This window comes from Pseudomonas sp. EL_65y_Pfl2_R95, from assembly GCF_963971045.1.
Lineage (GTDB): Bacteria > Pseudomonadota > Gammaproteobacteria > Pseudomonadales > Pseudomonadaceae > Aquipseudomonas.
The window spans coordinates 59327-84512 of the sequence record NZ_CAXAOV010000004.1; the positions used below are offsets into that span (position 1 = coordinate 59327).

General features: G+C 56.7%; 22 protein-coding genes. 16 read left to right on the forward strand and 6 right to left on the reverse strand.

Annotation, left to right across the window (positions count from 1 at the left end; translation table 11 throughout):
* Nucleotides 1-47 precede the first annotated feature (47 nt).
* The 3 genes from eutB to AACY09_RS13750 are packed head-to-tail and all read left to right on the forward strand — an operon-like array spanning nt 48 to nt 2746.
* The gene (eutB, locus tag AACY09_RS13740) at nt 48-1043 is read left to right on the forward strand and encodes a hydroxyectoine utilization dehydratase EutB (protein WP_339488808.1); all 996 of its coding nucleotides are present in this window, start codon (nt 48-50) and stop codon (nt 1041-1043) included.
* A complete protein-coding gene (locus AACY09_RS13745) occupies nt 1030-1974 on the forward strand; it encodes a cyclodeaminase (protein ID WP_339488809.1) in 945 nt (314 codons plus the stop codon). The genes eutB and AACY09_RS13745 overlap by 14 nt, the downstream gene beginning before the upstream one ends.
* Before the next feature lies 1 nt (nt 1975).
* Entirely contained in the window at nt 1976-2746 is a 771-nt protein-coding gene (locus AACY09_RS13750; RefSeq protein WP_339488810.1) for a maleate cis-trans isomerase family protein, read from the forward strand.
* 328 nt (nt 2747-3074) lie between these two features.
* On the opposite strand, the gene AACY09_RS13755 is transcribed toward AACY09_RS13750, so the two are convergent.
* Nucleotides 3075-3422, reverse strand: coding sequence for a multidrug transporter (locus tag AACY09_RS13755; RefSeq protein ID WP_339488811.1), 348 nt, complete (start codon nt 3420-3422; stop codon nt 3075-3077).
* 184 nt (nt 3423-3606) lie between these two features.
* Nucleotides 3607-4419, reverse strand: coding sequence for a bifunctional DNA-formamidopyrimidine glycosylase/DNA-(apurinic or apyrimidinic site) lyase (gene mutM, locus AACY09_RS13760; protein ID WP_339489368.1), 813 nt, complete (start codon nt 4417-4419; stop codon nt 3607-3609).
* A 126-nt stretch (nt 4420-4545) separates the two neighbouring features.
* On the opposite strand from mutM, the gene AACY09_RS13765 reads away from it, so the two are divergent.
* The 9 genes from AACY09_RS13765 (at nt 4546) to AACY09_RS13805 (ending at nt 15185) form a co-directional block, all read left to right on the forward strand.
* Nucleotides 4546-5742, forward strand: a complete 1197-nt coding sequence (locus AACY09_RS13765; protein WP_339488812.1) for a class I SAM-dependent rRNA methyltransferase — start codon at nt 4546-4548, stop codon at nt 5740-5742.
* Nucleotides 5743-6214: 472 nt separating this feature from the next.
* On the forward strand, nt 6215-7333 hold the full coding sequence (locus AACY09_RS13770) for an ABC transporter ATP-binding protein (RefSeq protein ID WP_339488813.1): 1119 nt from the start codon (nt 6215-6217) through the stop codon (nt 7331-7333).
* 133 nt (nt 7334-7466) lie between these two features.
* Nucleotides 7467-8540, forward strand: coding sequence for an ABC transporter substrate-binding protein (locus AACY09_RS13775; RefSeq protein WP_339488814.1), 1074 nt, complete (start codon nt 7467-7469; stop codon nt 8538-8540).
* Nucleotides 8541-8621: 81 nt separating this feature from the next.
* The gene (locus AACY09_RS13780; RefSeq protein ID WP_339488815.1) at nt 8622-9854 is read left to right on the forward strand and encodes an ABC transporter permease; all 1233 of its coding nucleotides are present in this window, start codon (nt 8622-8624) and stop codon (nt 9852-9854) included.
* Between the two features lie 3 nt (nt 9855-9857).
* Nucleotides 9858-10709: an ABC transporter permease gene (locus tag AACY09_RS13785; RefSeq protein WP_339488816.1), complete on the forward strand. Its 852-nt coding sequence runs from the start codon at nt 9858-9860 to the stop codon at nt 10707-10709.
* A 304-nt stretch (nt 10710-11013) separates the two neighbouring features.
* Entirely contained in the window at nt 11014-12861 is a 1848-nt protein-coding gene (gene ilvD / locus AACY09_RS13790; protein WP_339488818.1) for a dihydroxy-acid dehydratase, read from the forward strand.
* A gap of 137 nt (nt 12862-12998) precedes the next feature.
* Nucleotides 12999-13295 carry a type II toxin-antitoxin system MqsR family toxin gene (locus AACY09_RS13795; protein WP_339488820.1) on the forward strand — a complete coding sequence of 99 codons (297 nt, stop codon included), beginning with the start codon at nt 12999-13001 and terminating at the stop codon, nt 13293-13295.
* A 2-nt stretch (nt 13296-13297) separates the two neighbouring features.
* Nucleotides 13298-13699 carry a type II toxin-antitoxin system MqsA family antitoxin gene (locus AACY09_RS13800; protein WP_339488821.1) on the forward strand — a complete coding sequence of 134 codons (402 nt, stop codon included), beginning with the start codon at nt 13298-13300 and terminating at the stop codon, nt 13697-13699.
* A 97-nt stretch (nt 13700-13796) separates the two neighbouring features.
* On the forward strand, nt 13797-15185 hold the full coding sequence (locus tag AACY09_RS13805; RefSeq protein ID WP_339488822.1) for a nucleobase:cation symporter-2 family protein: 1389 nt from the start codon (nt 13797-13799) through the stop codon (nt 15183-15185).
* A gap of 104 nt (nt 15186-15289) precedes the next feature.
* On the opposite strand, the gene argA is transcribed toward AACY09_RS13805, so the two are convergent.
* The 4 genes from argA to AACY09_RS13825 form a co-directional block, all read right to left on the reverse strand.
* Nucleotides 15290-16588 (reverse strand): amino-acid N-acetyltransferase, encoded by a 1299-nt coding sequence (gene argA / locus AACY09_RS13810; RefSeq protein ID WP_339488823.1) that lies wholly within the window; start codon nt 16586-16588, stop codon nt 15290-15292.
* A gap of 134 nt (nt 16589-16722) precedes the next feature.
* Nucleotides 16723-17895 (reverse strand): acetylornithine deacetylase, encoded by a 1173-nt coding sequence (argE, locus tag AACY09_RS13815; RefSeq protein ID WP_339488825.1) that lies wholly within the window; start codon nt 17893-17895, stop codon nt 16723-16725.
* 270 nt (nt 17896-18165) lie between these two features.
* The gene (locus AACY09_RS13820) at nt 18166-19434 is read right to left on the reverse strand and encodes an inorganic phosphate transporter (protein ID WP_339488827.1); all 1269 of its coding nucleotides are present in this window, start codon (nt 19432-19434) and stop codon (nt 18166-18168) included.
* A gap of 38 nt (nt 19435-19472) precedes the next feature.
* Nucleotides 19473-20150, reverse strand: a complete 678-nt coding sequence (locus tag AACY09_RS13825; protein ID WP_339488829.1) for a TIGR00153 family protein — start codon at nt 20148-20150, stop codon at nt 19473-19475.
* A gap of 110 nt (nt 20151-20260) precedes the next feature.
* Here AACY09_RS13825 and AACY09_RS13830 point away from each other — a divergent pair, with 110 nt between their 5' ends.
* The 4 genes from AACY09_RS13830 to AACY09_RS13845 all read left to right on the forward strand — a co-directional run bounded on the left by AACY09_RS13830 (nt 20261) and on the right by AACY09_RS13845 (nt 25186).
* Entirely contained in the window at nt 20261-21625 is a 1365-nt protein-coding gene (locus tag AACY09_RS13830; protein ID WP_339488830.1) for a CYTH domain-containing protein, read from the forward strand.
* A 236-nt stretch (nt 21626-21861) separates the two neighbouring features.
* Entirely contained in the window at nt 21862-23646 is a 1785-nt protein-coding gene (locus tag AACY09_RS13835) for a GspE/PulE family protein (RefSeq protein ID WP_339488831.1), read from the forward strand.
* Between the two features lie 167 nt (nt 23647-23813).
* Nucleotides 23814-24737 carry an SPFH domain-containing protein gene (locus AACY09_RS13840; RefSeq protein WP_339489369.1) on the forward strand — a complete coding sequence of 308 codons (924 nt, stop codon included), beginning with the start codon at nt 23814-23816 and terminating at the stop codon, nt 24735-24737.
* Nucleotides 24737-25186, forward strand: a complete 450-nt coding sequence (locus tag AACY09_RS13845; RefSeq protein WP_339488832.1) for an NfeD family protein — start codon at nt 24737-24739, stop codon at nt 25184-25186. The genes AACY09_RS13840 and AACY09_RS13845 overlap by 1 nt, the downstream gene beginning before the upstream one ends.

Here is a 25186-nt window from a genome sequence, read left to right on the forward strand (position 1 = left end):
CACTTCCGCGAGTCTCCGGCCTTTCCAAGTTTTGGACGGGAAATCACATGCCAGCTGAACTGACCCTTAAAGACATATACCTCGCGCAGCAGCGCATTGCGGTTCTGGCTGAACGTACGCCACTGCTGCGTAGCGAGTCACTGTCACGCCGCTGGAGTTGCGACGTCTGGCTTAAGCTCGACAACCTTCAGCCCACCGGCGCATTCAAATTGCGCGGCGCCGTCAATGCATTGCTCGGGCTCGATAAAGCCCAACGAACACGGGGTGTTGTGACCATGTCGACCGGCAATTTTGGTCGCGCTCTGGCGTATGCCGGACACCATTTAGGGATTGCCGTGACAGTGTGCATCTCGAAACTGGTGCCGGATAATAAGGTCTGCGCCCTGCGCGAAAGCGGTGCACAGGTGGTGATTATCGGCGCCACCCAGGACCACGCTGATATCGAAGCGCGACGGCTGCAGCAGGAACAAGGCCTGGCTTATATTTCGCCGTTCGATGACCCTTTGGTAATCGCCGGCCAAGGCACTTGCGGGCTGGAGATCATGCAGCAGCAACCACAGATTGATACGCTCTTCGCCGGGCTGTCTGGGGGGGGCCTGATCGCCGGAATTGGCTTGGCGGTCAAGTCCATCAATCCCCGCGCCGAGGTGTTTGGCGTGAGTATGAATCAAGGCGCGGCGATGCTTGAAAGCCTGGCCGCGGGCAAGCCGGTGCAAGTCGAGGAAGTCGCCTCGCTGGCGGACAGCCTAGGTGGCGGCATCGGCCTTGAGAATGCGTGGAGCTTCGCCATGACCCAGCGCTATATGGACAGGGGTTATCGAGTCGATGAACAACAGATTGCCCGCGCCATGCTGCACCTGTTCAACCACGAGCGACTGATAGTCGAAGGCTCGGCAGCAGTCGGCATTGCCGCCGTGGAACAACATCAAATCGACCTGCGCGGGCGGCATGTAGCCCTGGTCCTTAGCGGCCAGAATTTATCCAACGCCACCTTTACCCAAGCCTGCCAACTGGCCGGGGAGCCAAGCTATGCAGATTTATAACCGTGAGCAGATTGCCGCAGTGGTCAAGCTCGACTCAGCGGCCCTTGAGGCAGTCGAGTCGGGCTTCAAAGCGCTAGGCCGTGGCGAAGTAGAAATGCCGCCGATTCTGAGCATGAATATCGCCGAAAACAACGGCGAAGTAGACGTCAAGACCGCGCATATTCATGGCTGGCCGCGTTTCGCGATCAAGATCAGCCCCGGCTTTTTCAACAATCCAGCATTGGGTCTGCCCAGCCTCAACGGTTTGATGCTGCTGTTCTCAGCCAAAACCGGGCTGGTGGATGCAGTGCTGTTTGATGAAGGCTACCTGACTGATATTCGCACCGCGCTGGCCGGAGCAATTGCCGCCAAACACTTGTCACGCAGCAACTCCCAGCGGGTTGCGGTAATAGGCGCGGGTTTACAGGCAGAACTGCAGGTCGCAGCCCTGCGTCTGGTGCGTGATATCCGCGAAGTACATGTCTACACCCGCGACCCAGGCAAGGCGCAAGCCTATGCCGCACGCATGCAGCAACACTACGGCCTCACTCTGAGCATCCATGACAGCGCTGCCAGTGCCTGCGCCCAGGCCGACATCGTGGTCACAACCACGCCCGCGCGCGAACCGGTCTTACACTGGGCAGATCTGCCCAAAGGGGTTCACGTCACCGCCATGGGTTCGGATAATCCGCATAAAAACGAATTACACCCAACGATTTTGGCCAGCGCCGATGTGCTGGTGGTTGATCGCATCAGCCAGTCACGCGCGCTTGGCGAATTGCATCACGCACCGGCATTGCAACGCGACGTATTTGAACTGGGCAGTCTGATCAGCAGCCAGCAAAGGGCGCGCACCGATGATCAGCAAATCAGCGTCTGCGACCTGACCGGCACTGGCGTACAAGACACGGCGATCGCCAATTATGCCGCACGTCTGCTTGAAGGGGCATGACATGACTGAAACCTTTGCCGAGTTTCAGGCCATGCAACATCAGTTCGAGCATCAACCCAGCGAGGACAACGGCCGCGTGCGTATTGGCCTGGTGCAATTGGCCAGTGACTTCACCCTGGAGAACGAATGGCGCCAGCTACTCGGCGAGCGTGTTGAGCTCTACAGCACACGCACCCCCTGCAGCCCGACCGTGACGCCAGACGGTTTGCGCAATATGGCGCAGAACCTGACCCAGTCCAGCGCCTTGCTGGTACCGGGGATGCCACTCGATGTACTGGCCTTCGGTTGCACCTCGGGCAGCATGCTGATTGGCGAGCAGGAAGTCAGCCGGTTGATTAATCTGGCGCGTCCCGGTGTTCCGGTGACCAACCCCTGGACCGCAGTCCGAGCGGCGTTGCGTGAGTTGAGCGCAAAGAACGTCGCTGTACTCACACCCTATATTGGCGAAGTTAACTTCCCGATTTACCTCGGCTTGCAGCAATCAGGTCTACACGTCAGCACCTTTGGCACCTTCTCGGTACTGGATGACGCCATGATTCCGCGCATTCCTGAAGCTGCAATTACCCGCGCAGCTGAGCAACTGCTGCTCGGCAGCAAGGCCGACGCGTTGTTCCTGTCATGCACTAATCTGCGCACCCTGGGCTTGCTGGATGATTTGGAGCGGCGTTTAGGCGTGCCGGTCATCTCCAGTAATCAGGCGCTGCTGTGGCACGCGCTGCAACTGACCAATTGCATTCACCGCCCGCAAAACTTTGGCAGCTTGCTGCGTTAAAACATGTCTGGCACGGGCCTTTTCAGCGTGTGGCAACGCGAAGGCCGTCCATCGTTACGTTGTAGACTCGTAAATATGCGTGGCCGCAAATGGTGGCCGAAAAGAGCGTCGACCACCCGAGAGCATCACCCGTTCGGACGCCGATGTTGGCTCTGCGTAGGGTGTGACAACGCGAAGCTTGTCCACCATGAGTCAATCGATAATCGAATGTGCCGGCGCAAATGGTGGATGAAAAAGCGTCACCCACGAGGACATAACCAATCGTCAGGCACAAAAAAGCCGGCGCTTCGATTATGAATTCGCCGGCTTTTTTGAACCTGAGTAGAACTCAGTTGCCGCCTTTGTAACCCACGCTGGTGCAGCCCAGGCAACGCTGGAAAGCCTCACGGCCCGGCTCTTGAATCAGCGCGGTGGCCGCTTCATCAATATTTCCGCCCAAAGCAGTGAACGGCAGGCTGACGATAAAGGCCGCCGTGCCGATGATGGTCGCACCGATCAGCAGCGGACGGGCAATCAGCAGGTCGCCAATCATCGAGTAGGCTTTAGGGGCATTGGCGGTGTAGATAGGATCGCCACTGGTGTTAACGTCTTCCTGAACCACTTCAGCCGACGCCGGTAGTGCCAGCAGGCCAGAGGAAAGCGCCAGGACAACAGCGATCGAGCGAAACAGATTCATGGAATAATCCTTCAACGATACAGAGTCAGTTCATATAACTATATCAGCGCTGCGCCAATTGTCAGCGTGATTAACTTCAATATCCGTGAACAAGCACCGCCAACTGGTTTTTTCGCAGACTGCATCACTCTTTAGCGGCTATTTACCCACGCCTCAATCGCCCTAAACCCAGGCCATTGATGCCCTAACGCTGACACTGCGGGCAGTAAACACTGGCGCGCTGCCCCAGCTTCAGCTCACGCAAGGTGCTGCCGCACACTTTGCAGAACTCGCCGCCACGGCCGTACACGAACAATTCCTGCTGGAAGTAACCGGGCTGACCGTCTCCACCGATAAAGTCGCGCAAGGTGGTGCCCCCCCGTTCAATTGCGTGGGCCAGAATGCGTTTAATCTCCAGCGCCAATTTGACGTACCGCGCCTTGGAAATGCTGCCGGCCTCACGGCGCGGATCAATCCCGGCGGCGAACAACGCTTCGGTCGCATAAATATTGCCCACGCCGACCACCACCGCGTTATCCATGATGAAGGGTTTAACCGCCATCGAGCGGCCCCGCGATTTCTCAAACAAGCGCTCACCCGCAAAGGCATCGGTCAATGGCTCCGGGCCCAGCTTGCTCAGCAGCACATGTTCAAGTGGCGTGTTGCTCCAGAGCAGCGCGCCGAAACGGCGGGGGTCTGTGTAGCGCAGCGCCATCCCCGATTCGAGTTCGATATCAACATGCTCATGCTTGGCCGCAGGCGCGCCGCAAGGTACTAAACGCAAATTGCCAGACATGCCCAAATGGCTAATCAAGCTGCCGGTTTCGAGCTTGATCAGCAGGTACTTGGCGCGCCGCTCGACGCCTTCAATACGTTGGCCTGAGACCAATACATCCAGGTCTTCCGGGATCGGCCAGCGTAAACGCCGGTCGCGCACTATTACCCGGCTGATACGCTGGCCAACGAGATGCGGTGCAATACCGCGACGGGTGGTTTCGACTTCAGGTAATTCGGGCATATGCCGCCAACTCAGTAGCTGTTTCAGCTGATAATTTTCCCACTTCCCCATGCTTAAAACCAGCTCGCCCAGGCGCCAGGGACAGCGACTGCGCTATAATTCCGCTCTTTTCCCGGAGAGTAGCCAATGTCCCTGCCCAGCCTGCGCCTGAAAGCCAATGCCGACCGACGCCTGCGCGCCGGCCATCTTTGGGTCTACAGCAACGAAATTGATGTGGCCGCCACCCCGCTGAATGGCTTCGCCGCTGGTGATCAGGCGATACTGGAAGCCGCTGGCGGCAAGCCGCTCGGTGTTGTCGCTCTCAGCCCGAATAACCTGATCTGCGCACGTTTGCTGTCCCGCGACGTCAAACATGTGCTGGATAAATCCTTGCTGGTGCATCGCATCAATGTGGCCCTGAGCTTACGTGACCGGCTGTTCGACAAGCCCTGTTATCGCTTGGTTTATGGCGACTCTGATCTGCTGCCAGGCCTGGTGGTGGATCGCTTCTTCGACATTTTGGTGGTGCAGCTGGCTTCCGCGACCATGGAGCGGCACAAAGATGACGTACTGGCAGCGCTGATTCAGGTGGTCAAACCAAGCGGTATCTTGCTTAAAAATGACTCAGCAGCGCGTGATGCCGAAGGCCTTGAGCGCTATGTCGACACCGCTTTCGGCGTGGTGCCTGAATGGGTCGCGCTGGAAGAAAACGGGGTGAAGTTCGAAGCGCCGGTCATTGAAGGCCAGAAAACCGGCTGGTTCTATGACCACCGCATGAACCGTGCGCGTCTGGCACCTTATGTAAAAGGCAAGCGGGTACTGGATCTGTTCAGCTACATCGGTGGCTGGGGCGTGCAAGCTGCTGCTTTTGGTGCCACTGAAGTGATGTGCGTTGATGCCTCAAGCTTCGCCCTCGATGGGGTTGAGCGCAATGCCACGCTCAACGGTTTGTCTGAGCAAGTGGTCTGCGTTGAAGGCGATGCCTTCGCCGCGCTGAAGGAATTGAAGTCCGCTGAAGAACGCTTCGATGTGGTGATCGTGGATCCACCTGCGTTTATCAAGCGTAAAAAAGACATGAAGAACGGTGAAGCCGCCTACCGCCGCCTCAATGAGCAGGCTATGCGTTTGCTGAATAAAGACGGCATTCTGGTCAGCGCATCCTGCTCCATGCACCTGCCGGAAGACGACCTGCAGAATATTCTGCTGACCAGCGCCCGTCACCTTGACCGCAACATCCAGTTGCTTGAGCGCGGCGCGCAAGGCCCGGATCACCCGGTACACCCGGCCATCGTTGAAACCCGCTATATCAAGAGCCTGACCTGCCGCTTGCTGCCGAACAGCTAGGATCCCAACGCAGGCTCTCTACAGCTGCGCCCGGTAGGAGGACCATCACCTACCGGGCGCAGTTGTTCCATCCTCCCTTACTTGCGGCTAGCGCCTCATTACTCACGTCACTCACTGCCGTTGAGCGGACTTAGCCGCGACACATTGCTGACGCTAGGCGCCGCCCCCTCACCTCCATCCCGGGCAACCACGCACCGATACTGTGCGGGTATTAGGGTGCCTAATGCTGTGCACTTGTTACAACTTCCCACACCCATAGTGGCTAAAAGCCCGTCGGCAACTAGGCTTAACGACAAAGCGATGCTTGAAACAGGCTCTCTGTTTTGCTTGGCGTAGTAATTGCTTTGTACTCCGTTATTAGGGCGTATCAATAACAGCAGATCGCAGATGAGCAGGCGCTACTGCTGGTAAAAAAATACACAGGTGCTGGCCGCAAGCCAGGACTTGTTTTCGTTTTCAGGTGGGGAGTTGTATGGCTGAGCAAGCTGGGGACAAACCGTTCCTGCGATTCACCGGTGTAAAAAAGACCTACGACCACAAGAGCCTGGTGGTCAAAGACTTCAACCTTGATGTGGCCAAGGGCGAATTTATTACCCTGCTCGGCCCATCTGGCTCAGGCAAAACCACCTGTTTGATGATGCTTGCCGGCTTTGAGGACGTGACCAGCGGCGAAATCCTTATTAATGGCCGCTCGGTTAATAGCATCGCACCCTACCAGCGCAATATCGGCATGGTCTTCCAACAATATGCCCTGTTTCCGCATATGACCCTGCGCGAGAACCTCGCGTATCCGCTGAAAGTCCGCAAGATGGGCAAAGACGAAATCAATGCCAAGGTTGATGAGTATCTGGCGTTGGTTGAGTTGCAGGCCTTTGGCAACCGCCACCCCGGACAACTTTCCGGTGGCCAGCGGCAGCGCGTCGCACTGGCCCGCGCACTGATTTTCGCACCGGATATCGTGCTCATGGATGAGCCGCTTGGCGCGCTCGACAAAAAGTTGCGTGAGCAGATGCAGTTCGAAATCAAACGCCTGCATGCACAGCTGGGTTTCACCGTAATTTACGTCACCCACGACCAGACCGAAGCGCTGACCATGAGCGACCGCATCGCCGTATTCAACAACGGGGTCGTCCAGCAATGCGCCGCGCCACACGTGCTGTACGAAAGCCCGGCCAATTTATTCGTGGCTGATTTCATCGGTGAGAGCAACAAGCTCAATGGCACCATTGCCGCAGTCGAAGCTGACACTGTCACCGTGCGCCTCGAAGACGGTGCGCAGGTCAGTTGCCTGAAAGCCAACTGCACAGAGATTGGCGCGCCGACCACTATTTCCGTGCGCCCCGAGAAGCTGACGTTCACCGATCGCCTGGGCAGCACCGGTAACCAGATCAAGGCCCGCTTCGTCGCGCGTCACTATGTCGGTGAATACATTCGTTACCAGTTCCAAGCCGCAGACGGCACTGAATTGGTGGTCAAGAACCTGAACGACAGTTCTGCACCGCAATTCAGCGCCGAAGATGAGGTTGCCCTGGCCTGGCTTGCTCAAGACAGTCAGGCGCTGGACCGGCCTGGGCCACAGACCACAATTTAACCAAGCGACACCCACTCTGCCGCCGTAGAAAAGAGTCGGTAGAAAAGAAGCCGTAGAAACAGAGAGCGCAGTGGTTTTCATAGACTCCCAGAACGGCATACCAACACACAACAACAGGCAATGGAGCACTGATATGGCTAGATCACTGAGCACCAGTATTTCCGCATTCGCCCTTACGGCTGCCATAGGTTTGGCGTCGTTTAGCGCACATGGCGAAGAGAGTTTGACTGTAGTTTCATGGGGCGGCGCTTACGGCGCAGCGCAAAAAAATCACATGATTGACCCCTTCCAGAAAGACACTGGAGTCAAGGTACTGTTCGAAGATTACTCCGGCGGTGTGGCTGAAATGAAGGCTCAGGTCGAGTCCGGCAATATTCAGTGGGACGTGGTCGACGTTGAAGTAATCGACCTTGAGCGCGCCTGCTCTGAAGGCCTGCTCGAAACCATTCCACACGACATTCTGCCCGCCGGCGTAGATGGCACACCGGCAGAAAAAGATTTTATCCCGGATGCGTTATCCAACGAATGTGCGATCGGTAACATCGTCTGGTCGGTGGTATTTGCCTACAACGAGAAGACCATTGGCGACACCAAGGCAACCAGCATTGGTGATTTTTTCGACACCGCAAAAATCCCCGGCAAACGCGCCATGCGCAAGCGTCCACAGGTGAACATGGAATGGGCTCTGCTGGCTGACGGCGTAGCGCCAAAAGATGTCTACGAAGTGCTGGCCACACCTGAAGGTCAGGAACGCGCCTTCAAAAAACTCGACACCATCAAAAAAGACATCGTCTGGTTCGACTCATGGTCGCAAGCGCCGCAACTGCTCAATGACGGCGGCGCCGTGCTGGTGCAATCGGCAAACGGTCGCTTCTATGACTCGATCCGTAAAGAAGGCAAACCCTTCGTGATCGTTTGGGATGGCCACGTCTATGACCTCGACGCCTGGGCTGTGCTGAAAGGCTCGCCGAAGAAAGACCTGGCATTCAAGTTCATCGCTTACGCCACCCAGTCCAAGCCATTGGCGGGGATGAGTGATGTGGCCTACGGCCCAACCCGTAAGTCTTCGACGCCCATGATGGATCCGGCTGCAGCGCCGCACCTACCAACGGCTCATCTGGACCAAGGTATCCGCGCCGGCTCTGAGTTCTGGGCAGACTACGGCGAGTCACTCGGTGAGAAATTCAACGAGTGGTTGCTCAAGTAAATAATGCTCCATCCGCCGGGCTGCGACGCCATCGCCGCCCGGCTGGTTTTAGCCCTTATCGCAGATTGATGGAGTTCAGGCTTGTCATCGTTAACCACCACTGAAGCCAGACAAGCAGCCAGCGCGTACCGCAAAAAACGCATTACCGCGTTTATGTTTGTGGTGCCACTGCTGGTGTTTATTTTACTGACCTTCGTTGCCCCAATCGCCAGCATGCTCTGGCGCAGCGTGCACCACCCGACTGTGGCCGAACTGATTCCGCACACCCTCAATGCACTGAAAGACTGGGACGGCAAGGAAGTCCCCAACCAACACACCCTGCAAATTTTTGCTGTCGAGCTTAATGGCCTGGCCAAAGAACGCCTGTCAGGCAAGCTCGCAGAAGAGATCAACCGCGCCTACACCGGCATGTCCAGCGTGGTTAAGTCCACCGCCCGGAAAGTCGGCAAACTCAAGGGCGATGACCTCATCGATAAAGGCGCCAAAACCTTGCTCGCCGCCAGCCCCAAGTGGCAGCGAGCCGACCTGTGGTATGCCATCCAGCGTGCCGGCGAAAAATACACTTATGACTATTACCTGACCGCACTGGACCTCGAGCTAAAACCCGACACCGGAATTCAAGTGCGTGAAGAAACCCAAATCTACCTGCAGCTTTACAGCAAAACCCTGAGCATGGCGCTGGTGATCACCCTGCTCTGCGCTGCACTGGGTTACCCGCTGTCTTATTACCTTGCGAGCCTATCCGAGAACCGCGCAAATCTGCTGCTGGTGTTGGTCTTGCTGCCCTTCTGGACCTCACTTCTGGTGCGCACCACGGCCTGGATTGCCCTGTTGCAAACCAATGGCGTGATTAACTCATTCTTGATGGGCATCGGCTTGACCAATGAGCCGTTCGAAATGCTCTACACCTCGTTTGCCACAGTGGTGGCGATGACCCATATTCTGTTGCCCTTTATGATCTTGCCGCTGTACAGCGTGATGCGTGGTATCGACCCCAGTTATATGCGCGCCGCCTTGTCGCTGGGGGACAAACCGATCCCGGCCTTTGCCAAGATTTACTTCCCCATGACCCTGCCTGGCCTTAGTGCTGGGGCCTTGCTGGTGTTTATTATCTCGGTTGGCTACTACATCACCCCGGCGCTGGTCGGCGGTACCGATGGCCAAATGATCAGCAACATTATCGCTTTCCATATGCAGCGCTCGAACAACTGGGAGCTGGCCGCTGCGCTGGGTTCGCTGTTGCTCGCGCTGATTCTGTTGCTCTACTGGCTGTACGACCGTTTTGTCGGCGCCAGCAATATCAAGTTGGGTTAGACCATGGCCAAGGCTCCTGCATATTTCGGTTTCTGGTATCACCTTGGCAGCTGGCTTCTCAAAGGCAGCTCATGGTTGGTGCTGTTCTTCTTGATCATGCCGATTCTGGTCATTATTCCGCTGTCGTTTAACGTCGAACCCTTCTTTAGCTTCACCAAGGGCATGCTGACATTCCAGCCTGAGGCGTACTCGTTACGTTGGTACAGCGCAATTTTCAGCGATCCAAAATGGATTCTGGCAATCAAGAACAGTTTCTTTATCGGCATTTGCGCGACCCTTATCGCCACAATATTGGGCACCTGCGCAGCAGTTGGACTGGCCCGCGATGACATGCCTGCACGGCGATTGATCACTGCGTTGCTGTTGTCACCAATGATTGTGCCGCTGATCATCACCGCCGCCGGCATGTTCTTCTTCTATTCAGACCTGGGTTTGGCCGGCAATTACCTGGGGGTAATTCTGGCCCACGCTGCACTCGGCACGCCCTTCGTGATTATTACCGTGACGGCGACCCTGGCTGGCTTCGACTACTCTCTGGTGCGCGCCGGGTTAAACCTTGGTGCTCGGCCGGTGCGGGTGTTCTGGGACATCATCATGCCGCTGATACGCCCCGGCGTTATTTCCGGCGCGCTATTCGCCTTTATTACCTCCTTCGATGAAGTCGTGGTGATTCTGTTTATGGCCGGCCCGCAACAACGCACCATTCCCCGACAGATGTTCTCGGGCCTGCGTGAGCAGATCAACCCGAGCATTCTGGCGATTGCCACGCTGCTGATCTTGCTCTCAATTATCATGCTGGTGACCCTCGAACTGCTGCGCCGACGCTCAGCGCGTTTGCGCGGCGTCGAGGCGTAATCGACGGGTGAAGTGCGCACGCAACGTGCGAGTAACCCGTCCATCAGTCGCCCAAACCCTTTCGCCAACACGCTTGCAGGGATTAGAATCAGAAGTCTCCTGCCCCACCTCGGCGGAGCTGGTCGTCTCGCGCCCACCCCGCGCCACCGACGGCCTCAGACCGACATCCGGATATTTCCGTTTGCGTTGTGCCTGAACCCGGCTCACCCTACGTATTTAAGGGCGCTTGTAAAAACCACTGCGTTACCCGCCACAGTTGTTTTTACAGGCGCCCGCCAACCGTTATTAGCTGCAGGAAACCGTCATGCCTGATTATCGCTCGAAAACCTCCACCCACGGCCGCAACATGGCTGGCGCCCGTGCCCTTTGGCGTGCCACTGGCATGAAGGATGAGGATTTCAAGAAGCCGATTATTGCCGTCGCCAACTCATTCACTCAGTTCGTGCCTGGCCACGTCCACCTCAAGGACATGGGCCAGCTAGTCGCCCGCGAGATCGAAAAGGCCGGCGGCGTGGCCAAGGAATTCAACACCATCGCGGTCGATGACGGCATCGCCATGGGTCACGACGGCATGCTGTATTCGCTGCCAAGTCGCGAAATCATCGCCGACTCAGTTGAATACATGGTTAACGCCCACTGTGCCGACGCCATTGTCTGTATCTCCAACTGCGACAAAATCACCCCCGGCATGTTGATGGCCGCGTTACGCCTGAACATCCCAGTGGTGTTCGTTTCTGGCGGCCCAATGGAAGCCGGTAAAACCAAGCTCGCCAGCCACGGCCTGGACCTAGTTGACGCCATGGTGATTGCCGCTGACGAAAGCGCATCAGATGAGAAAGTCGCCGAATACGAGCGCAGCGCCTGCCCAACATGCGGCAGCTGCTCGGGTATGTTCACCGCCAATTCGATGAACTGCCTGATGGAAGCACTGGGGCTGGCATTGCCAGGCAACGGCTCGACGCTGGCCACCCACTCTGACCGGGAGCAGTTGTTCCTGCGCGCCGGCCGCCTGGCTGTTGAGCTGTGCCAACGCTACTACGGCGAAAACGACGACTCGGTACTGCCGCGCAATGTCGCCAACTTCAAGGCGTTCGAGAACGCCATGAGCCTGGACATCGCCATGGGCGGTTCGACCAACACCATCCTGCATTTGCTGGCCGCGGCGCAAGAAGGCGAAATCGCCTTTGACCTGCGCGATATCGATCGCCTGTCACGCAAGATTCCACAGCTGTGCAAAGTCGCACCCAATATCCAGAAATACCACATGGAAGATGTTCACCGCGCCGGCGGTATCTTCTCGATCCTTGGCGAACTGGCGCGCGGCGGCTTGCTGCACACTGACGTTTCGACCATCCACAGCCCGAACATGGCCGAGGCGATCGCGCAGTGGGACATCACCCAGACTAAAGATGAAGCGGTGCACACCTTCTTCCGCGCGGGCCCTGCTGGTATTCCAACACAGACCGCATTCAGCCAGTCGACCCGCTGGGATACTGTCGATGACGACCGTGAAAACGGCTGCATCCGCAGCGTCGCCAATGCCTACTCGCAAGAAGGCGGCCTGGCTGTGCTGTACGGCAACATCGCACTTGATGGCTGCGTAGTGAAAACGGCGGGTGTCGATGAGTCGATCCACGTGTTCGAAGGCAGCGCGAAGATCTTCGAGAGCCAGGACAGTGCGGTCAAAGGCATCCTCAATGACGAAGTCAAAGAAGGCGACATCGTTATCATCCGCTACGAAGGCCCGAAAGGCGGCCCGGGCATGCAGGAAATGCTCTACCCAACCAGCTACCTGAAATCCAAAGGTCTGGGCAAAGCGTGCGCACTGCTCACCGACGGTCGTTTCTCCGGCGGCACATCGGGTCTGTCCATCGGTCACGCTTCACCAGAAGCTGCCGCCGGCGGTGCGATTGGTCTGGTGCAGGAAGGCGACAAAGTGCTGATCGACATCCATCAGCGCAGCATCAACCTGTTGATCAGCGATGAGGAAATGGCTGCACGTCGCGCCGAGCAAGACAAAAAAGGTTGGAAGCCAGTAGCGCCGCGGACCCGCAAGGTGACCACTGCGCTAAAAGCCTACGCCCTGCTCGCCACCAGCGCCGACAAAGGTGCAGTGCGCGATAAGGCCCTGCTGGATAAGCTGGTCGGATAACCCCACCACCTGCACTGACAAAAGCCGCTATTTAGCGGCTTTTGTCGTTTTATCCGACGCAAAATTCCCCTGCTTAGCGCCTCAGACTAAATTCACCTAGTTGCCAAATATAAACCTAGTAGGTTAATCTTTAGCACATGGAAAAAGGAACTCCTCACTGCAAACTAGCAGTGGTTAAAGCCTTAATTAAGGCCGGCAAGGTACGCACGACCCACTCGGCCCGTATCGGCGCAAGCGAGCTGGGGCTCGAGTTCTGCGACATGCTGGAAGTGCTGATGGCGCTTACCACTGCAGACTTTTACAAGAGTATGACCACTCAAGCAGACCATAGGATTTGGCAAGATGTTTACCGCCCAAGCACAGAGGTGGGTGCCCTGTACCTGAAACTGACGGTGATTGATGACGTGCTGATCCTGTCATTCAAGGAGTTATAAAGATGAAATGCCCTGTTTGCGGTGCTGCGCATCTTGTTCGCGATAGCCGCGATGTCCCCTATACCTACAAGAGTGAAACCACTGTTGTTACCAAGGTGACGGGGGATTTTTGCCCAGCCTGTGGCGAATCGGTGCTTGATGCCGCTGAGTCAGATCGGGTGATGCGTGAAATGCGCGCCTTCTCGAAGCAGGTCAATGCGAACATTGTCGACCCTGACTTCATTGCACGCGTACGCAAGAAACTAGTACTCGATCAGCGCGAGGCTGCCGAGATATTTGGCGGTGGGGTGAATGCCTTCTCACGTTACGAAAATGGTAAAACCAAGCCGCCACTGGCATTGGTGAAGTTGCTTAGACTACTTGACCACCATCCCGAGCTGCTCAACGAAGTCAGAACAGCATAGAACGGGGTTCAACAGCGCCTCGCCAAACCTCAAGTCGGCAAGCTATCGTCCGTTCAAGCTCAACGCTGTAGAATCGCGGCTTTTTGCGGACGGCGGTATGACTTCCCCAACAGATTCTCCTACCCAAGCAGCGGCGGCTAGCGAGCTGGTCTATGGTCCTGATTCGCGGCCAAAGCCTTTTATCGCCTTGATTGCCGCTTTGCAGCACTTGCTGGCGATCATCGTGCCGATTGTCACCCCCGGCCTGCTGATTTGTCAGGCGCTGGGCGTGTCTGCCCGCGACACTAATTTGATTGTGTCGATGTCTTTGGTGATTTCAGGTATTGCCACCTTTGTTCAGTGCAAGCGCTTCGGCCCTTTTGGCGCGGGCTTGCTGATTGTGCAAGGCACCAGCTTCAACTTTGTCGGCCCGCTGATTGCGGGCGGCGCGCTGATGGTCAAGCAAGGCACACCCGTGGAAGCGGTGATGGCGGCGATTTTCGGCGTGGTCATCGCCGGCTCATTTGTCGAGATGGGCGTATCGCGCATCCTGCCATTTGTGAAGCGCCTGATTACCCCGTTGGTCACCGGCATTGTGGTGCTGATGATTGGCCTGACCCTTATCAAGGTCGGCCTGATCAGTATGGGCGGCGGTTTTTCGGCGATGGGCAACGGCACTTTCGCCAATGCCGAAAACCTGATGCTTTCGGGTACTGTGCTGGCGATCATCGTAGTACTTAACCGTATCCCTGTGGTGTGGATGCGCAGTTGCGCAATTGTCATCGCGCTGGCCGCAGGCTACGCAATGGCGGCGTATATGGGCCGTCTGGACTTCACAGGCATGCATCAGGCGGCTGTATTTCAAGTTCCGCTGCCGTTGCATTTCGGCCTTGGGTTTTCCTGGTCGCTGTTTATTCCAATGCTGGTGATTTATCTGGTGACGTCGCTGGAAGCCATTGGCGACATCACCGCCACCAGCAAAATTTCCGGCAAACCGGTGGATGGCCCGCAATGGATGCAACGAATCAAGGGCGGCGTACTGGTTAATGGCGCTAACTCGTTGCTGGCAGGTGTTTTCAATACCTTCCCAAGCTCGGTATTTGCGCAAAACAACGGCGTGATTCAATTGACCGGCGTTGCCAGTCGCCATGTTGGCCTGTGGATTGCCGCGATGCTGGTATTGCTCGGCCTGTTCCCCAGCGTTGCCGGGATCATCCAGGCTGTACCTGAGCCCGTACTGGGCGGTGCGGCGCTGGTGATGTTTGGTGCCGTTGCTGCTTCGGGCATCAACATTCTCGCCAGCACCCAACTCGATCGCCGTGCCCTGTTGATTATTTCGGTGTCATTGGCCTTGGGGCTGGGCGTATCGCAGGTGCCAGAATTTCTGGCCCATATGCCCGCCGCACTGCGCAATGTGCTGGAATCCGGAGTTGCCACCGGCGGCATCAGCGCCCTGCTGCTCAACTGGTTTTTGCCAGAGCAGCCAAGACCAGCTACGGGCGCTTGACGCTGTGTTGCTTTAGGCTTTGGTAGGGTGGCTGACGCTGTTCTCAGCCACCATTTCGCACCAAACCTCATGCCCGGCGGGACTTGATTTAGGCATCGCCGACCTTACAGCGGTTTCTCAAACACCTTGGAGTTACGCTGGAAGTTATACAGCGAAGCCCGTGCCGCTGGCAGTCGCTCGACGCCACTGGGGCTGAAGCCACGCTCACGGAACCAGTGCGCGGTACGTGTGGTGAGGACCATTAAATTTTTCAGGCCCATGGCTCTAGCTCGGTCTTCAATGCGCTCCAGCAGTTCATCGCCGCGGCCGCCGTGGCGATAAGCCGGGTTAACCGCCAAACACGCCAGCTCGCCGTAATCGGAGTCGGCAATGGGATACAGCGCGGCGCACGCAATGATCAGCCCTTCACGCTCGACGATGCTGAACTGCTCGATTTCACGCTCCAGCACCTCACGCGAGCGTCGCACCAGAATGCCCTGGTCCTCAAGCGGGCTGATCAACTCGATCAAACCGCCGACATCTTCGATGGTTGCCTCACGGATCGACTCAAACTGCTCCTGCGCAACCAGCGTGCCGTTACCGGTACGGGTGAACAGCTCATTGAGCAGCGCACCGTCTTCGATATAACTGACAATGTGGGTGCGCTGTACGCCGTCGCGGCAAGCCTGAGCGGCGGCATCGAGCAATTCGGCCTGATAATTACTGCCCAGACGCTGCACATAAGCCGGCACCTGCTGCGGCAGCAATTCACGCACCAGCTTGCCATTCTCATCGAGCAGGCCAAGTTCCGGGCTGTACAGAATCAACTTGTCTGCCGCCAGGTCGATAGCGGCGCGCGTCGCAACGTCTTCACAGGCCAAATTGAAAATTTCACCGGTTGGCGAATAGCCCAACGACGAGAGCAAGACAATGCTGCGCTCATCGAGCAAACGACCAATGCCCTTGCGGTCGATGCGCCGCACTTCGCCGGTGTGGTGATAATCAACACCATCAACCACGCCAATCGGCCGAGCCGTAACAAAGTTGCCGCTGGCAATGCGCAGCCGTGCACCCTGCATCGGAGAGGCGGCCATGTCCATCGACAGGCGCGCCTCAATGGCGATACGCAACTGACCCACCGCATCAATCACACATTCCAGCGTCGGGCTGTCGGTGATGCGCAGGTCACGGTGATAATGCGGCGTCAGCCCACGAGCATTGAGCCGCGCTTCAATTTGCGGGCGAGAGCCGTGGACCAGCACCAAGCGCACACCCAAGCTGTGCAACAGCACCAGGTCGTGGACGATATTACCGAAGTTCCCATGAGCAACGCCGTCGCCGGGCAGCATCACAACGAATGTGCGGTCCCGATGAGCGTTGATGTAAGGCGAAGCATGACGTAACCAATTTACGTAATCGTGCATTCAATAAAACCTGTGAGTCGAGAACATGACGCAGAACACGGCGCGCTACAGAGAGCTTAAGACGCCAGACAGATGAAAACGCAAAGCCTTGCCGTTTTATCGTCGCAGTTGAGACTTCGTCACGCTTGGACTCCTCAAGATAATTGGCCTAAGGCACGGTTGTCGTGGGTAAGACAATAGCTTTTAATCAATTCACGTAACAGACGTACTGTCGGCTCAAGACGTGACATTTCCAGGAACTCTCCCGGCTGGTGGGCGCAGTCAATATCACCGGGGCCAAGCACCAGCGTCTCACAGCCCAGTTGCTGAAGATAAGGCGCTTCAGTACCAAAGGCTACCGCTGCGGCCTGATGCCCGGTTAAACGTTCAGCCAAACGCACTAATTCGGCATCTGCCACCTGCTCAAACGGTGGCACGCTGGGAAATAGCGGCGCGTAATCAATCTTCACCTGATGCTGCTCAGCCAATGGCTTGAGCCTTTGCTTGATTGTGCTGCGCAATGCCTCGGGCTCCATGCCCGGCAGCGGGCGCAAATCAAACTCCAGTGAACACTGCCCACAAATGCGGTTGGGATTGTCACCACCGTGAATACAACCCAAGTTGAGTGTGGGTTGCGGCACGCTGAATTGCGGATTGCGATACTCAACCTGCCATTGCTTGCGCAGCTGCTGCAGCTCGCCCATGACCGCCTGCATGGCCTCAAGCGCGCTATGACCCAGGCTTGGGTCGGATGAGTGCCCACTCTGACCCAGGATATCAATGCGCTCCATCATAATGCCCTTGTGCATGCGGATCGGCCTTAAGCCGGTCGGCTCGCCAATCACCGCCGCGCGGCCAAGCGGACGTCCTGCGTCAGCCAAGGCACGTGCACCTGACATCGAGCTTTCTTCATCGCAGGTGGCCAAAATCAGCAAGGGCTGCTTGAACGGCTGATCCAGCAAAGGCTGCACGGCCTCGATAATCAACGCGAAAAAGCCCTTCATGTCGCAACTACCAAGCCCCAACCAGCGGCCATCGACTTCAGTCAACTTCAGTGGATCGGTTTGCCACAACGCGGCATCAAAGGGCACGGTATCGCTGTGTCCAGCCAGCACTAAACCGCCAGGCCCGGAACCATAGCTGGCGAGCAGGTTAAACTTACCCGGCGTGATTTCCTGTAGTTCGCAAGCAAACCCAAGGTCTTCGAGCCAAGTCGTTAACAGGTCGATAACCGGGCGATTGGTCTGGTCCCAATGGGCTTGGGTGCAACTCACCGATGGCGCTGCAATCAGCGCGGCGAATTGTTCTTTAAAGCTGGGCAGGGTCATGGCTGTCTCCGCTTGCGAGACCCCATCATAGAGGCAAGGCTTAAGTAGTTTAAACCCTCAAATTCATTTACCACTGCCAGCCCAGAATTGGCGCGGCAAAAAACGCTGTTCCCGCTCGGTGGCTGCCGCTATTGTAGGGTGGTTGACGCTTTTTTCAGCCACCATTAACGGTCATAAATATCTGCGAATATTCGAAACCCATGGTGGCCAAGCTTCGCGTTGACCACCCTACGACCGCCACCATTCGGAGCTGGCAAAACTTCCGCCTTATCAGACTCCGCCGAAAATCGCGCGCAGGATAAAGAAGAAGAAAATCGACAGTGCGGCGCCAATCGGCAGGGTGATCAACCACGACATGAAGATCTTGCCGATCACACCCAGATTCAAGGCACCAATGCCCCGCGCGATACCGACACCCAATACCGCACCAACCAAGGTGTGCGTGGTCGAGACCGGCAAACCAATGGCCGAAGCACCGACCACAGTGGTCGCAGTCGCCAACTCGGCAGCAAAGCCACGGCTTGGCGTCAGCTCGGTGATTTCCTTACCGATTGTGGCGATCACTTTGTAGCCGTAAGTCGCCAAACCGATAACGATACCCACCGCCCCCAGCAGCAACACCCAGCTCGGCAGGGCCGCTTTCGCACCGACCATTTCACCACCGGAATTAATCACCCCGACAATAGCAGCCAAGGGACCAACAGCGTTGGCTACATCATTGGAACCGTGGGCGAACGCCATCGAACAGGCAGTGAAAATCATCAATACTGCGAAAACTTTCTCAACACTGGCGAAGTGGAAATCTTTATCGGCTTCGACGTCAACCTTGATCCGGCTGAGCAGGATAATGCCCAAAACCATCACCACAAGACCCACGCCAACCGAAAGCATAAAACCTTCGGCACCGGTGAGATCCAGGCCGATGTGTTTAAGGCCTTTGGTCATGGTCATGATCGAGACCATGAAGCCGGTTGCGAACATATACAGCGGCACATAACGCTTGGCGTTTACGAAAGGCTCATCCGTGTCGATGATCAGCTTCTGTACGCTCATAAACACGCCAAACGCGACCAGACCTGACAGCACAGGCGAGATCACCCAGCTCGCCACAATCGGCATCACACCCGACCAATGCACCGCATCGAAGGACACCCCAACTGCAGCAAAACCTATCACCGCACCGACAATCGAGTGAGTGGTAGAAACCGGCCAGCCTTTAGTGGACGCCACCAACAACCAGGTTCCGGCTGCCAGCAAGGCCGACATCATCCCAAGTACCATCAATCCCGGGCTGATCATCGACGCATCGACAATTCCGCTTTTGATGGTTTCCGTTACTTGTCCGCCGGCCAGATAGGCGCCGGTGAACTCGAAGATCATGGCGACGAAGATCGCTTGTTTAATCGTTAAAGCACGTGAGCCAACCGAAGTTCCCATGGCATTGGCAACATCATTGGCACCCACGCCCCAGGCCATAAAAAAACCGAAAAGGCAGGCAAGGACAAGAAGCACGAAGCCGTAGTCCGCAATCAAAGACATAAAATAATTTCCGTCATTCCCAGAAAGAACACTGACGCTTAGCGCGCCAGCAGTTGTTCCAGTCGGTTACCTACACGCTCAGCGCGGTCGGCTACATCGCCAAGCCATTCGATGACCTTGTAGAGAAACATCACATCGACTGCAGGAAGATCCTTTTCCAATTTGAACAGCGCACGGCGAACAGACACCTGCATGACGTCGGTTTCGCGCTCGATTTCTTCAAGCTCCATTACCATCGACTCAACCAGCGTTGCTTCGCGGCCACCGAAACCAGCCTCCAACAGCGAGTCGAGTTCTTTCATTGCTTTCAGCGCCTGAGCACTGGCATCAACACAGCGCTGCACATAAATGCGCATTTCCGGCTGCAGTGAAGCGGCAATGGTCATTCGACGGCCAAGCATCAGCCCGGCAATGTCCTTGGCCCGGTTAGCGATTTTGTCCTGTACACTCAGCAGTTCAAGCAGGTCCGAACGAGGCACTGGCAGGAACAAGTTTTTCGGCAAGTGTAAGCGCACGTCCTTTTTCAGCTTGTCGGCTTCATTTTCAAGCCGAGCCATTTCCTGTTGTACCTGTTCTACCTTGTCCCAATCTTCAGCCATAACGGCTTCGAAAAAAGGTACGAGGTTCGCCGCGCACTCGTGGGCTTTGGCGATATGTTGCTGCATAGGGCCGATGGGTGAACGACCGAACAGGCTTACAAACGGATTGATTGGCATAGGGTGGACCCCTGATTAAAGAAGGCGGCAAGTATACGGATCGCACCTTATGCTCGCCAGCACGGTCATCGGACTGTCACAAATTATAGTAGGCGTAAAAGCGCACCATCATGCTCAAAGAAACAGAAATTAAGTTACGCATCAGCCGCGAGACCTTAGAGGCCTTGCGTGCCCACCCTTTGCTGAAGAAGCGCAGTAAGGCGGGCTGGGAGCAACATGAGCTATTAAATCAATATTTTGATACCCCTGCTCGTGACCTGGCTCAAGCTAAAGTTGCTTTGCGCCTACGCCGCGACGGCGACGCCTTTATTCAAACACTGAAAAGCCGTGGGCAAAGTGTAGCCGGTCTGTCAGAGCGCAATGAGTGGGACTGGCAGCTGGCTAAAGCCAAGCTCGATCTGAAGAAGCTTGACGAAAGCTGCTGGCCGGCGGAACTGGCTGAGCTCGACAAAAAACTGCTGAAGCCCATCTTCACCACTGACTTTACCCGCCAGAAAACGGATATCGCGTGGGGCCGTGGCAAAAGCAAAGTGATAATCGAAGCGGCGCTGGACCTCGGCAAAGTCATCGCCGACGGTAAAGAAGAAGAAATCTGCGAATTGGAGCTCGAGCTGCGTCAAGGCGAGCCAGAAGCCCTGCTCGAATTGGCAGCCGAGCTTGCTGCTGACTTGCCGTTAATGCCCTGCGACATCAGCAAAGCTGAGCGCGGCTACCGCCTGTTTGATGCCAATAGCTACTCCCTGAGCCTGCCAGCACCTGAGCTGAACGGCGAGCTAAGCCTTGATGACAGCCTAACTGCCATCGCTTGGCACTTGCTCGGTAGCAGCCAGCGCTTGGCCGAGCAATACCGTTTCAACGGCCACTGGCGCTTGCTCAACGATTGGCTTGAGCAACTGATTGACCTGCGCGCATTGCTCGGCAGCCTCGGCCAAGCTGCGCCACGCTCAAGCAGCAGTGAGCTGCGCCAGATTCTCGACAACCTGCTCAATGACTGGCGTCCACGCCTGCACGCTGGCCAGTGGGATGAAGCGGCGCGTGCAAATGCTCCGGCTCAGTTTGCTGAAGAGCTCAATAACACCCGCTGGGGCCAGTTGTCGCTGAACCTGTCGCGTTGGTTGCTGGCGCGTAGTTGGACGATCGAACGTAATAACCGGGGTAATCGTCAAGGCGCCGCGCCGCTGGCCAACTGGTTGCCAACCTTGATCGCTGAAGAAGGCGCTAGCCTGCAACTCAAGCGTTACCAGCAGCAACCGGAAGACCTCGCCGAGCAACTGCCTCGCATCGAGCGTTTACTGGCGTGGCTACGTCTGGCACGCAGTATTCTCGAGGTGGCCGAGGTTGATCGTCTGTACGGCGAAATGATCAAACTCAGCGAATTGGCGCATCGGGAAATTGATGAAGAGTGCTTAAGCGCGCGCAAAGCTCAGGCAATTGCCGTTGCCAGCCTTAAATCTTGGCGTCAACTGGTCAAATAAGCACCCACTCAGCCGCGCCTGCAAGGGGCGCGGCGACTGCTTGACTGAACATCGCGCAGTTGTTGATTGTCTCGCTTTCGCCCATTCCAAGTACCACACCCCGCCGCATGGCTCAGACTATATCCTGCCCGAACTCTGGCGCAGCCGACTACTCTACAGAATCAAGTGCTACTAGCTGACAAGTCGATCACTAAGCTTCAAGCTAGACGAATCTCGCAATAACTGCAGGAAACCCAATGTCCGTATTGACCTCGTCCACACCCGACCGCGTACTTGACCTCGGCGACCTGTTACGTGAGCTGGTGACGCAAGGCCGGGCCGATCAGGACAGCGCCGAGCAGTGTTTGGCGATCCGGCGAAGTGCAATCAAGAACCAGCAACACCCACTCGAGTTTCTTGCTGCACAGCAATTGGACGATCTAGCCCGCCCCGGCAAAAAGCTTGACCTGGAAAGCCTGACGGTTTGGCTGGCTGAATACGCGGGGCAGCCGTATATGCGCATCGACCCGCTGAAGATCGATGTCGCCTCTATCACCCCGCTGATGTCCTACGCCTTCGCTCAACGCCATAAGATTCTCGCCGTGGCGGTAAATCAGGAAGCCGTCACCATCGCCAGTGCCCAGCCGCTGATGCGCAGTTGGGAAGATGACCTGCGCCATGTGCTCAAGCGACCAATCAAACGCGTGGTGGCTAACCCGGTTGATATTCAGCGCTTCACTGTCGAGTTTTACCGGCTGGCCAAGTCAGTAACCGGCGCCACTGCGGTGGATATGAAAGTCAGCGGCACCGGCAACTTCGAACAGCTGCTTAACCTGGGCGCGCAGGACCAGGAGCCCGACGCCAATGATGCGCACATCGTCAATATCGTTGACTGGCTGTTCCAGTACGCCTATCAACAGCGCGCCAGTGATATCCACATCGAACCACGCCGCGAGCAAGGCAGCGTGCGCTTTCGAATCGACGGCGTGCTGCACACGGTCTATCAATTCCCGCCGCAAGTGACCATGGCGGTGGTTAGCCGCTTGAAAAGCCTGGGGCGGATGAACGTTGCAGAAAAGCGCAAACCCCAGGACGGTCGGATCAAGACCAAAACCCCGGATGGCGGCGAAGTCGAGCTTCGCCTGTCGACCATGCCGACCGCATTCGGGGAAAAACTGGTGATGCGGATTTTCGACCCGGAAGTGCTGCTCAAAAGCTTCGATCAATTGGGCTTCTCCGCAGACGACCTGAAACGCTGGACCGGCATGACTGGCCAACCCAATGGCATCATCCTGGTGACCGGTCCGACCGGTTCAGGTAAAACCACCACGCTTTACACCACCCTGAAGCAGCTGGCGACCGATGAGGTCAACGTCTGCACCATTGAAGACCCCATCGAAATGATTGAGCCGGCCTTCAACCAAATGCAGGTGCAGAGCAATATTGACCTGACGTTTGCCAGCGGTGTGCGCTCACTGATGCGGCAAGACCCGGACATCATCATGGTCGGAGAGATTCGTGACCTCGAGACGGCTGAAATGGCGATTCAGGCCGCACTCACTGGGCACTTGGTGTTGTCCACACTGCACACCAACGACGCCCCCAGCGCCATCACCCGTCTGCTGGAGCTGGGTGTGCCGCATTACTTGCTCAAAGCCACCCTGTTGGGGGTTATGGCGCAGCGTTTGGTGCGCACCCTTTGCCCACATTGTAAAACCCCGCACGAGCTCAATGAAGATGACTGGCAAAGCCTGACCAAGCCCTGGAATGCCCCGCTGCCAACGGGCGCGCACAAAGCGGTGGGTTGCTTGGAGTGTCGCGATACCGGCTACCGCGGCCGTGCTGGGGTTTATGAAATCATGCTGCTCAATGACGGGATTAAGTCGCTGCTCAGCGCCGAAACCGATCTGGTTGCCCTGCGCCGCCAATCATTTAAGGAAGGCATGCGCAGCCTGCGTTTGTCAGGGGCACAAAAAGTCGCTGCCGGGCAGACTACGATAGAAGAAGTGCTGCGCGTTACCCCGCAAAGTGAACAACGGTAGCGCCTAACTCGCTTAAAAACAGTTGCGCAGCGCTATAAAGCTGAAATGTTCAGATTTTATAGTGCTGCGGTGCCCCTGCTGAGAGCCACTTGGCGACATTAAAAAACCAGCCGTGTTTAGATGACCGGCTAACAACGCCAGACCAGATCAAGGATTACTATATGGACATCGGTAGCGGCAGTGTCATCTTCCTCTTCGTCGGCCTCGCCGTCGCCGTGGTATTCATGGGCTTCAAGGTTGTGCCGCAGGGTTCACAATGGACGGTTGAACGGTTCGGTCGCTACACCAACACCCTCAAACCGGGTCTGAACATCATCGTACCGCTGGTTGACCGTATCGGCCGCAAGCTCAGCGTGATGGAAACCGTGCTCGATATTCCGCCGCAGGAAGTGATCAGCGCCGACAATGCCATCGTGCAGATTGATGCGGTGTGTTTTTCACAGGTGATCAACGCCGCCCAAGCCGCCTATGAGGTCAACAACCTCGATCACGCCATCCGCAACCTGGTGATGACCAACATCCGCACCGTGCTCGGCTCCCTGGAGCTTGACGCCATGCTCAGCCAACGGGATGCCATCAACGAGCGCCTGCTGCGCACCGTCGATGAAGCCACCGCGCCGTGGGGCATCAAGATCACCCGCATTGAAATCAAAGACATCACCCCACCCGCTGACTTGGTCAACGCCATGGCGAGCCAGATGAAAGCCGAGCGTTTGAAGCGCGCACAGATCCTAGAGGCAGAGGGCTCACGCTCCGCTGCTATTCTGACCGCTGAAGGCAAGAAGCAGGGGCAGATCCTTGAAGCCGAAGGTGAACGTCAAGCTGCCTTTCTCCAGGCAGAAGCCCGTGAGCGAGCCGCTGCTGCAGAAGCGGAAGCTACGCGCATGGTCTCCGTGGCAATTGCCCAAGGTGACGTGCAGGCGATCAACTATTTCGTTGCGCAAAAATACATTGATGCCCTAGGCAAGTTGGCCAGCGCCGACAACAGCAAAGTGGTGTTAATGCCACTTGAAGCCAGCCAGCTCATCGGTTCAGTTGGCGGCATTGGTGAAATTATCAAAGCCACCTTTGGCGACAAGCAGGCCAAGTAATGCTCAATTTTCTACAACACCTGACATTTTGGGATTGGTTGGCGCTTGGCACCCTGTTGTTGATTCTGGAAGTCTTCGGTGCCGGCGGCTACCTGTTGTGGATTGGCGTTGCAGCGGCCGGTGTCGGCATCGTCACCTACGTGATTCCGACATTGCCCTGGGCACTGCAATTCATGTTGTTTGCGGTGCTCTCAGTGCTTACTGCGGTTTTGTGGTGGAAGCGCCAGCGCACCGCCGGGAAAATCTCGGATCAACCCGGTCTCAACGATCGCGGCAGCGAGTTGGTCGGCCGCCAGTTCACCCTGCATGAAGCCATCAGCAGTGGCCGTGGCAAAATCAAAGCAGGCGATAGCCTGTGGCTGGTCAGCGGCCCCGACCTGCCAGCTGGCAGCACGGTGCGCGTCACCGGGCAAAATGGCGTATTACTACTGGTTGAACCCAGCCAGTAA

What these genes read in the sequence shown, in the direction of transcription:
- ilvD (WP_339488818.1), top strand. Translation starts at nt 11,014, where the DNA reads ATGCCTGATTATCGCTCGAAAACCTCCACCCACGGCCGCAACATGGCT.
- AACY09_RS13835 (WP_339488831.1), top strand. Translation starts at nt 21,862, where the DNA reads ATGTCCGTATTGACCTCGTCCACACCCGACCGCGTACTTGACCTCGGC.
- mutM (WP_339489368.1), bottom strand. Translation starts at nt 4,419, where the DNA reads ATGCCCGAATTACCTGAAGTCGAAACCACCCGTCGCGGTATTGCACCG.
- eutB (WP_339488808.1), top strand. Translation starts at nt 48, where the DNA reads ATGCCAGCTGAACTGACCCTTAAAGACATATACCTCGCGCAGCAGCGC.
- AACY09_RS13845 (WP_339488832.1), top strand. Translation starts at nt 24,737, where the DNA reads ATGCTCAATTTTCTACAACACCTGACATTTTGGGATTGGTTGGCGCTT.
- AACY09_RS13800 (WP_339488821.1), top strand. Translation starts at nt 13,298, where the DNA reads ATGAAATGCCCTGTTTGCGGTGCTGCGCATCTTGTTCGCGATAGCCGC.
- argE (WP_339488825.1), bottom strand. Translation starts at nt 17,895, where the DNA reads ATGACCCTGCCCAGCTTTAAAGAACAATTCGCCGCGCTGATTGCAGCG.
- AACY09_RS13830 (WP_339488830.1), top strand. Translation starts at nt 20,261, where the DNA reads ATGCTCAAAGAAACAGAAATTAAGTTACGCATCAGCCGCGAGACCTTA.
- AACY09_RS13755 (WP_339488811.1), bottom strand. Translation starts at nt 3,422, where the DNA reads ATGAATCTGTTTCGCTCGATCGCTGTTGTCCTGGCGCTTTCCTCTGGC.
- AACY09_RS13770 (WP_339488813.1), top strand. Translation starts at nt 6,215, where the DNA reads ATGGCTGAGCAAGCTGGGGACAAACCGTTCCTGCGATTCACCGGTGTA.
- AACY09_RS13750 (WP_339488810.1), top strand. Translation starts at nt 1,976, where the DNA reads ATGACTGAAACCTTTGCCGAGTTTCAGGCCATGCAACATCAGTTCGAG.
- AACY09_RS13825 (WP_339488829.1), bottom strand. Translation starts at nt 20,150, where the DNA reads ATGCCAATCAATCCGTTTGTAAGCCTGTTCGGTCGTTCACCCATCGGC.
- AACY09_RS13805 (WP_339488822.1), top strand. Translation starts at nt 13,797, where the DNA reads ATGACTTCCCCAACAGATTCTCCTACCCAAGCAGCGGCGGCTAGCGAG.
- argA (WP_339488823.1), bottom strand. Translation starts at nt 16,588, where the DNA reads ATGCACGATTACGTAAATTGGTTACGTCATGCTTCGCCTTACATCAAC.
- AACY09_RS13765 (WP_339488812.1), top strand. Translation starts at nt 4,546, where the DNA reads ATGTCCCTGCCCAGCCTGCGCCTGAAAGCCAATGCCGACCGACGCCTG.
- AACY09_RS13775 (WP_339488814.1), top strand. Translation starts at nt 7,467, where the DNA reads ATGGCTAGATCACTGAGCACCAGTATTTCCGCATTCGCCCTTACGGCT.
- AACY09_RS13820 (WP_339488827.1), bottom strand. Translation starts at nt 19,434, where the DNA reads ATGTCTTTGATTGCGGACTACGGCTTCGTGCTTCTTGTCCTTGCCTGC.
- AACY09_RS13785 (WP_339488816.1), top strand. Translation starts at nt 9,858, where the DNA reads ATGGCCAAGGCTCCTGCATATTTCGGTTTCTGGTATCACCTTGGCAGC.
- AACY09_RS13745 (WP_339488809.1), top strand. Translation starts at nt 1,030, where the DNA reads ATGCAGATTTATAACCGTGAGCAGATTGCCGCAGTGGTCAAGCTCGAC.
- AACY09_RS13795 (WP_339488820.1), top strand. Translation starts at nt 12,999, where the DNA reads ATGGAAAAAGGAACTCCTCACTGCAAACTAGCAGTGGTTAAAGCCTTA.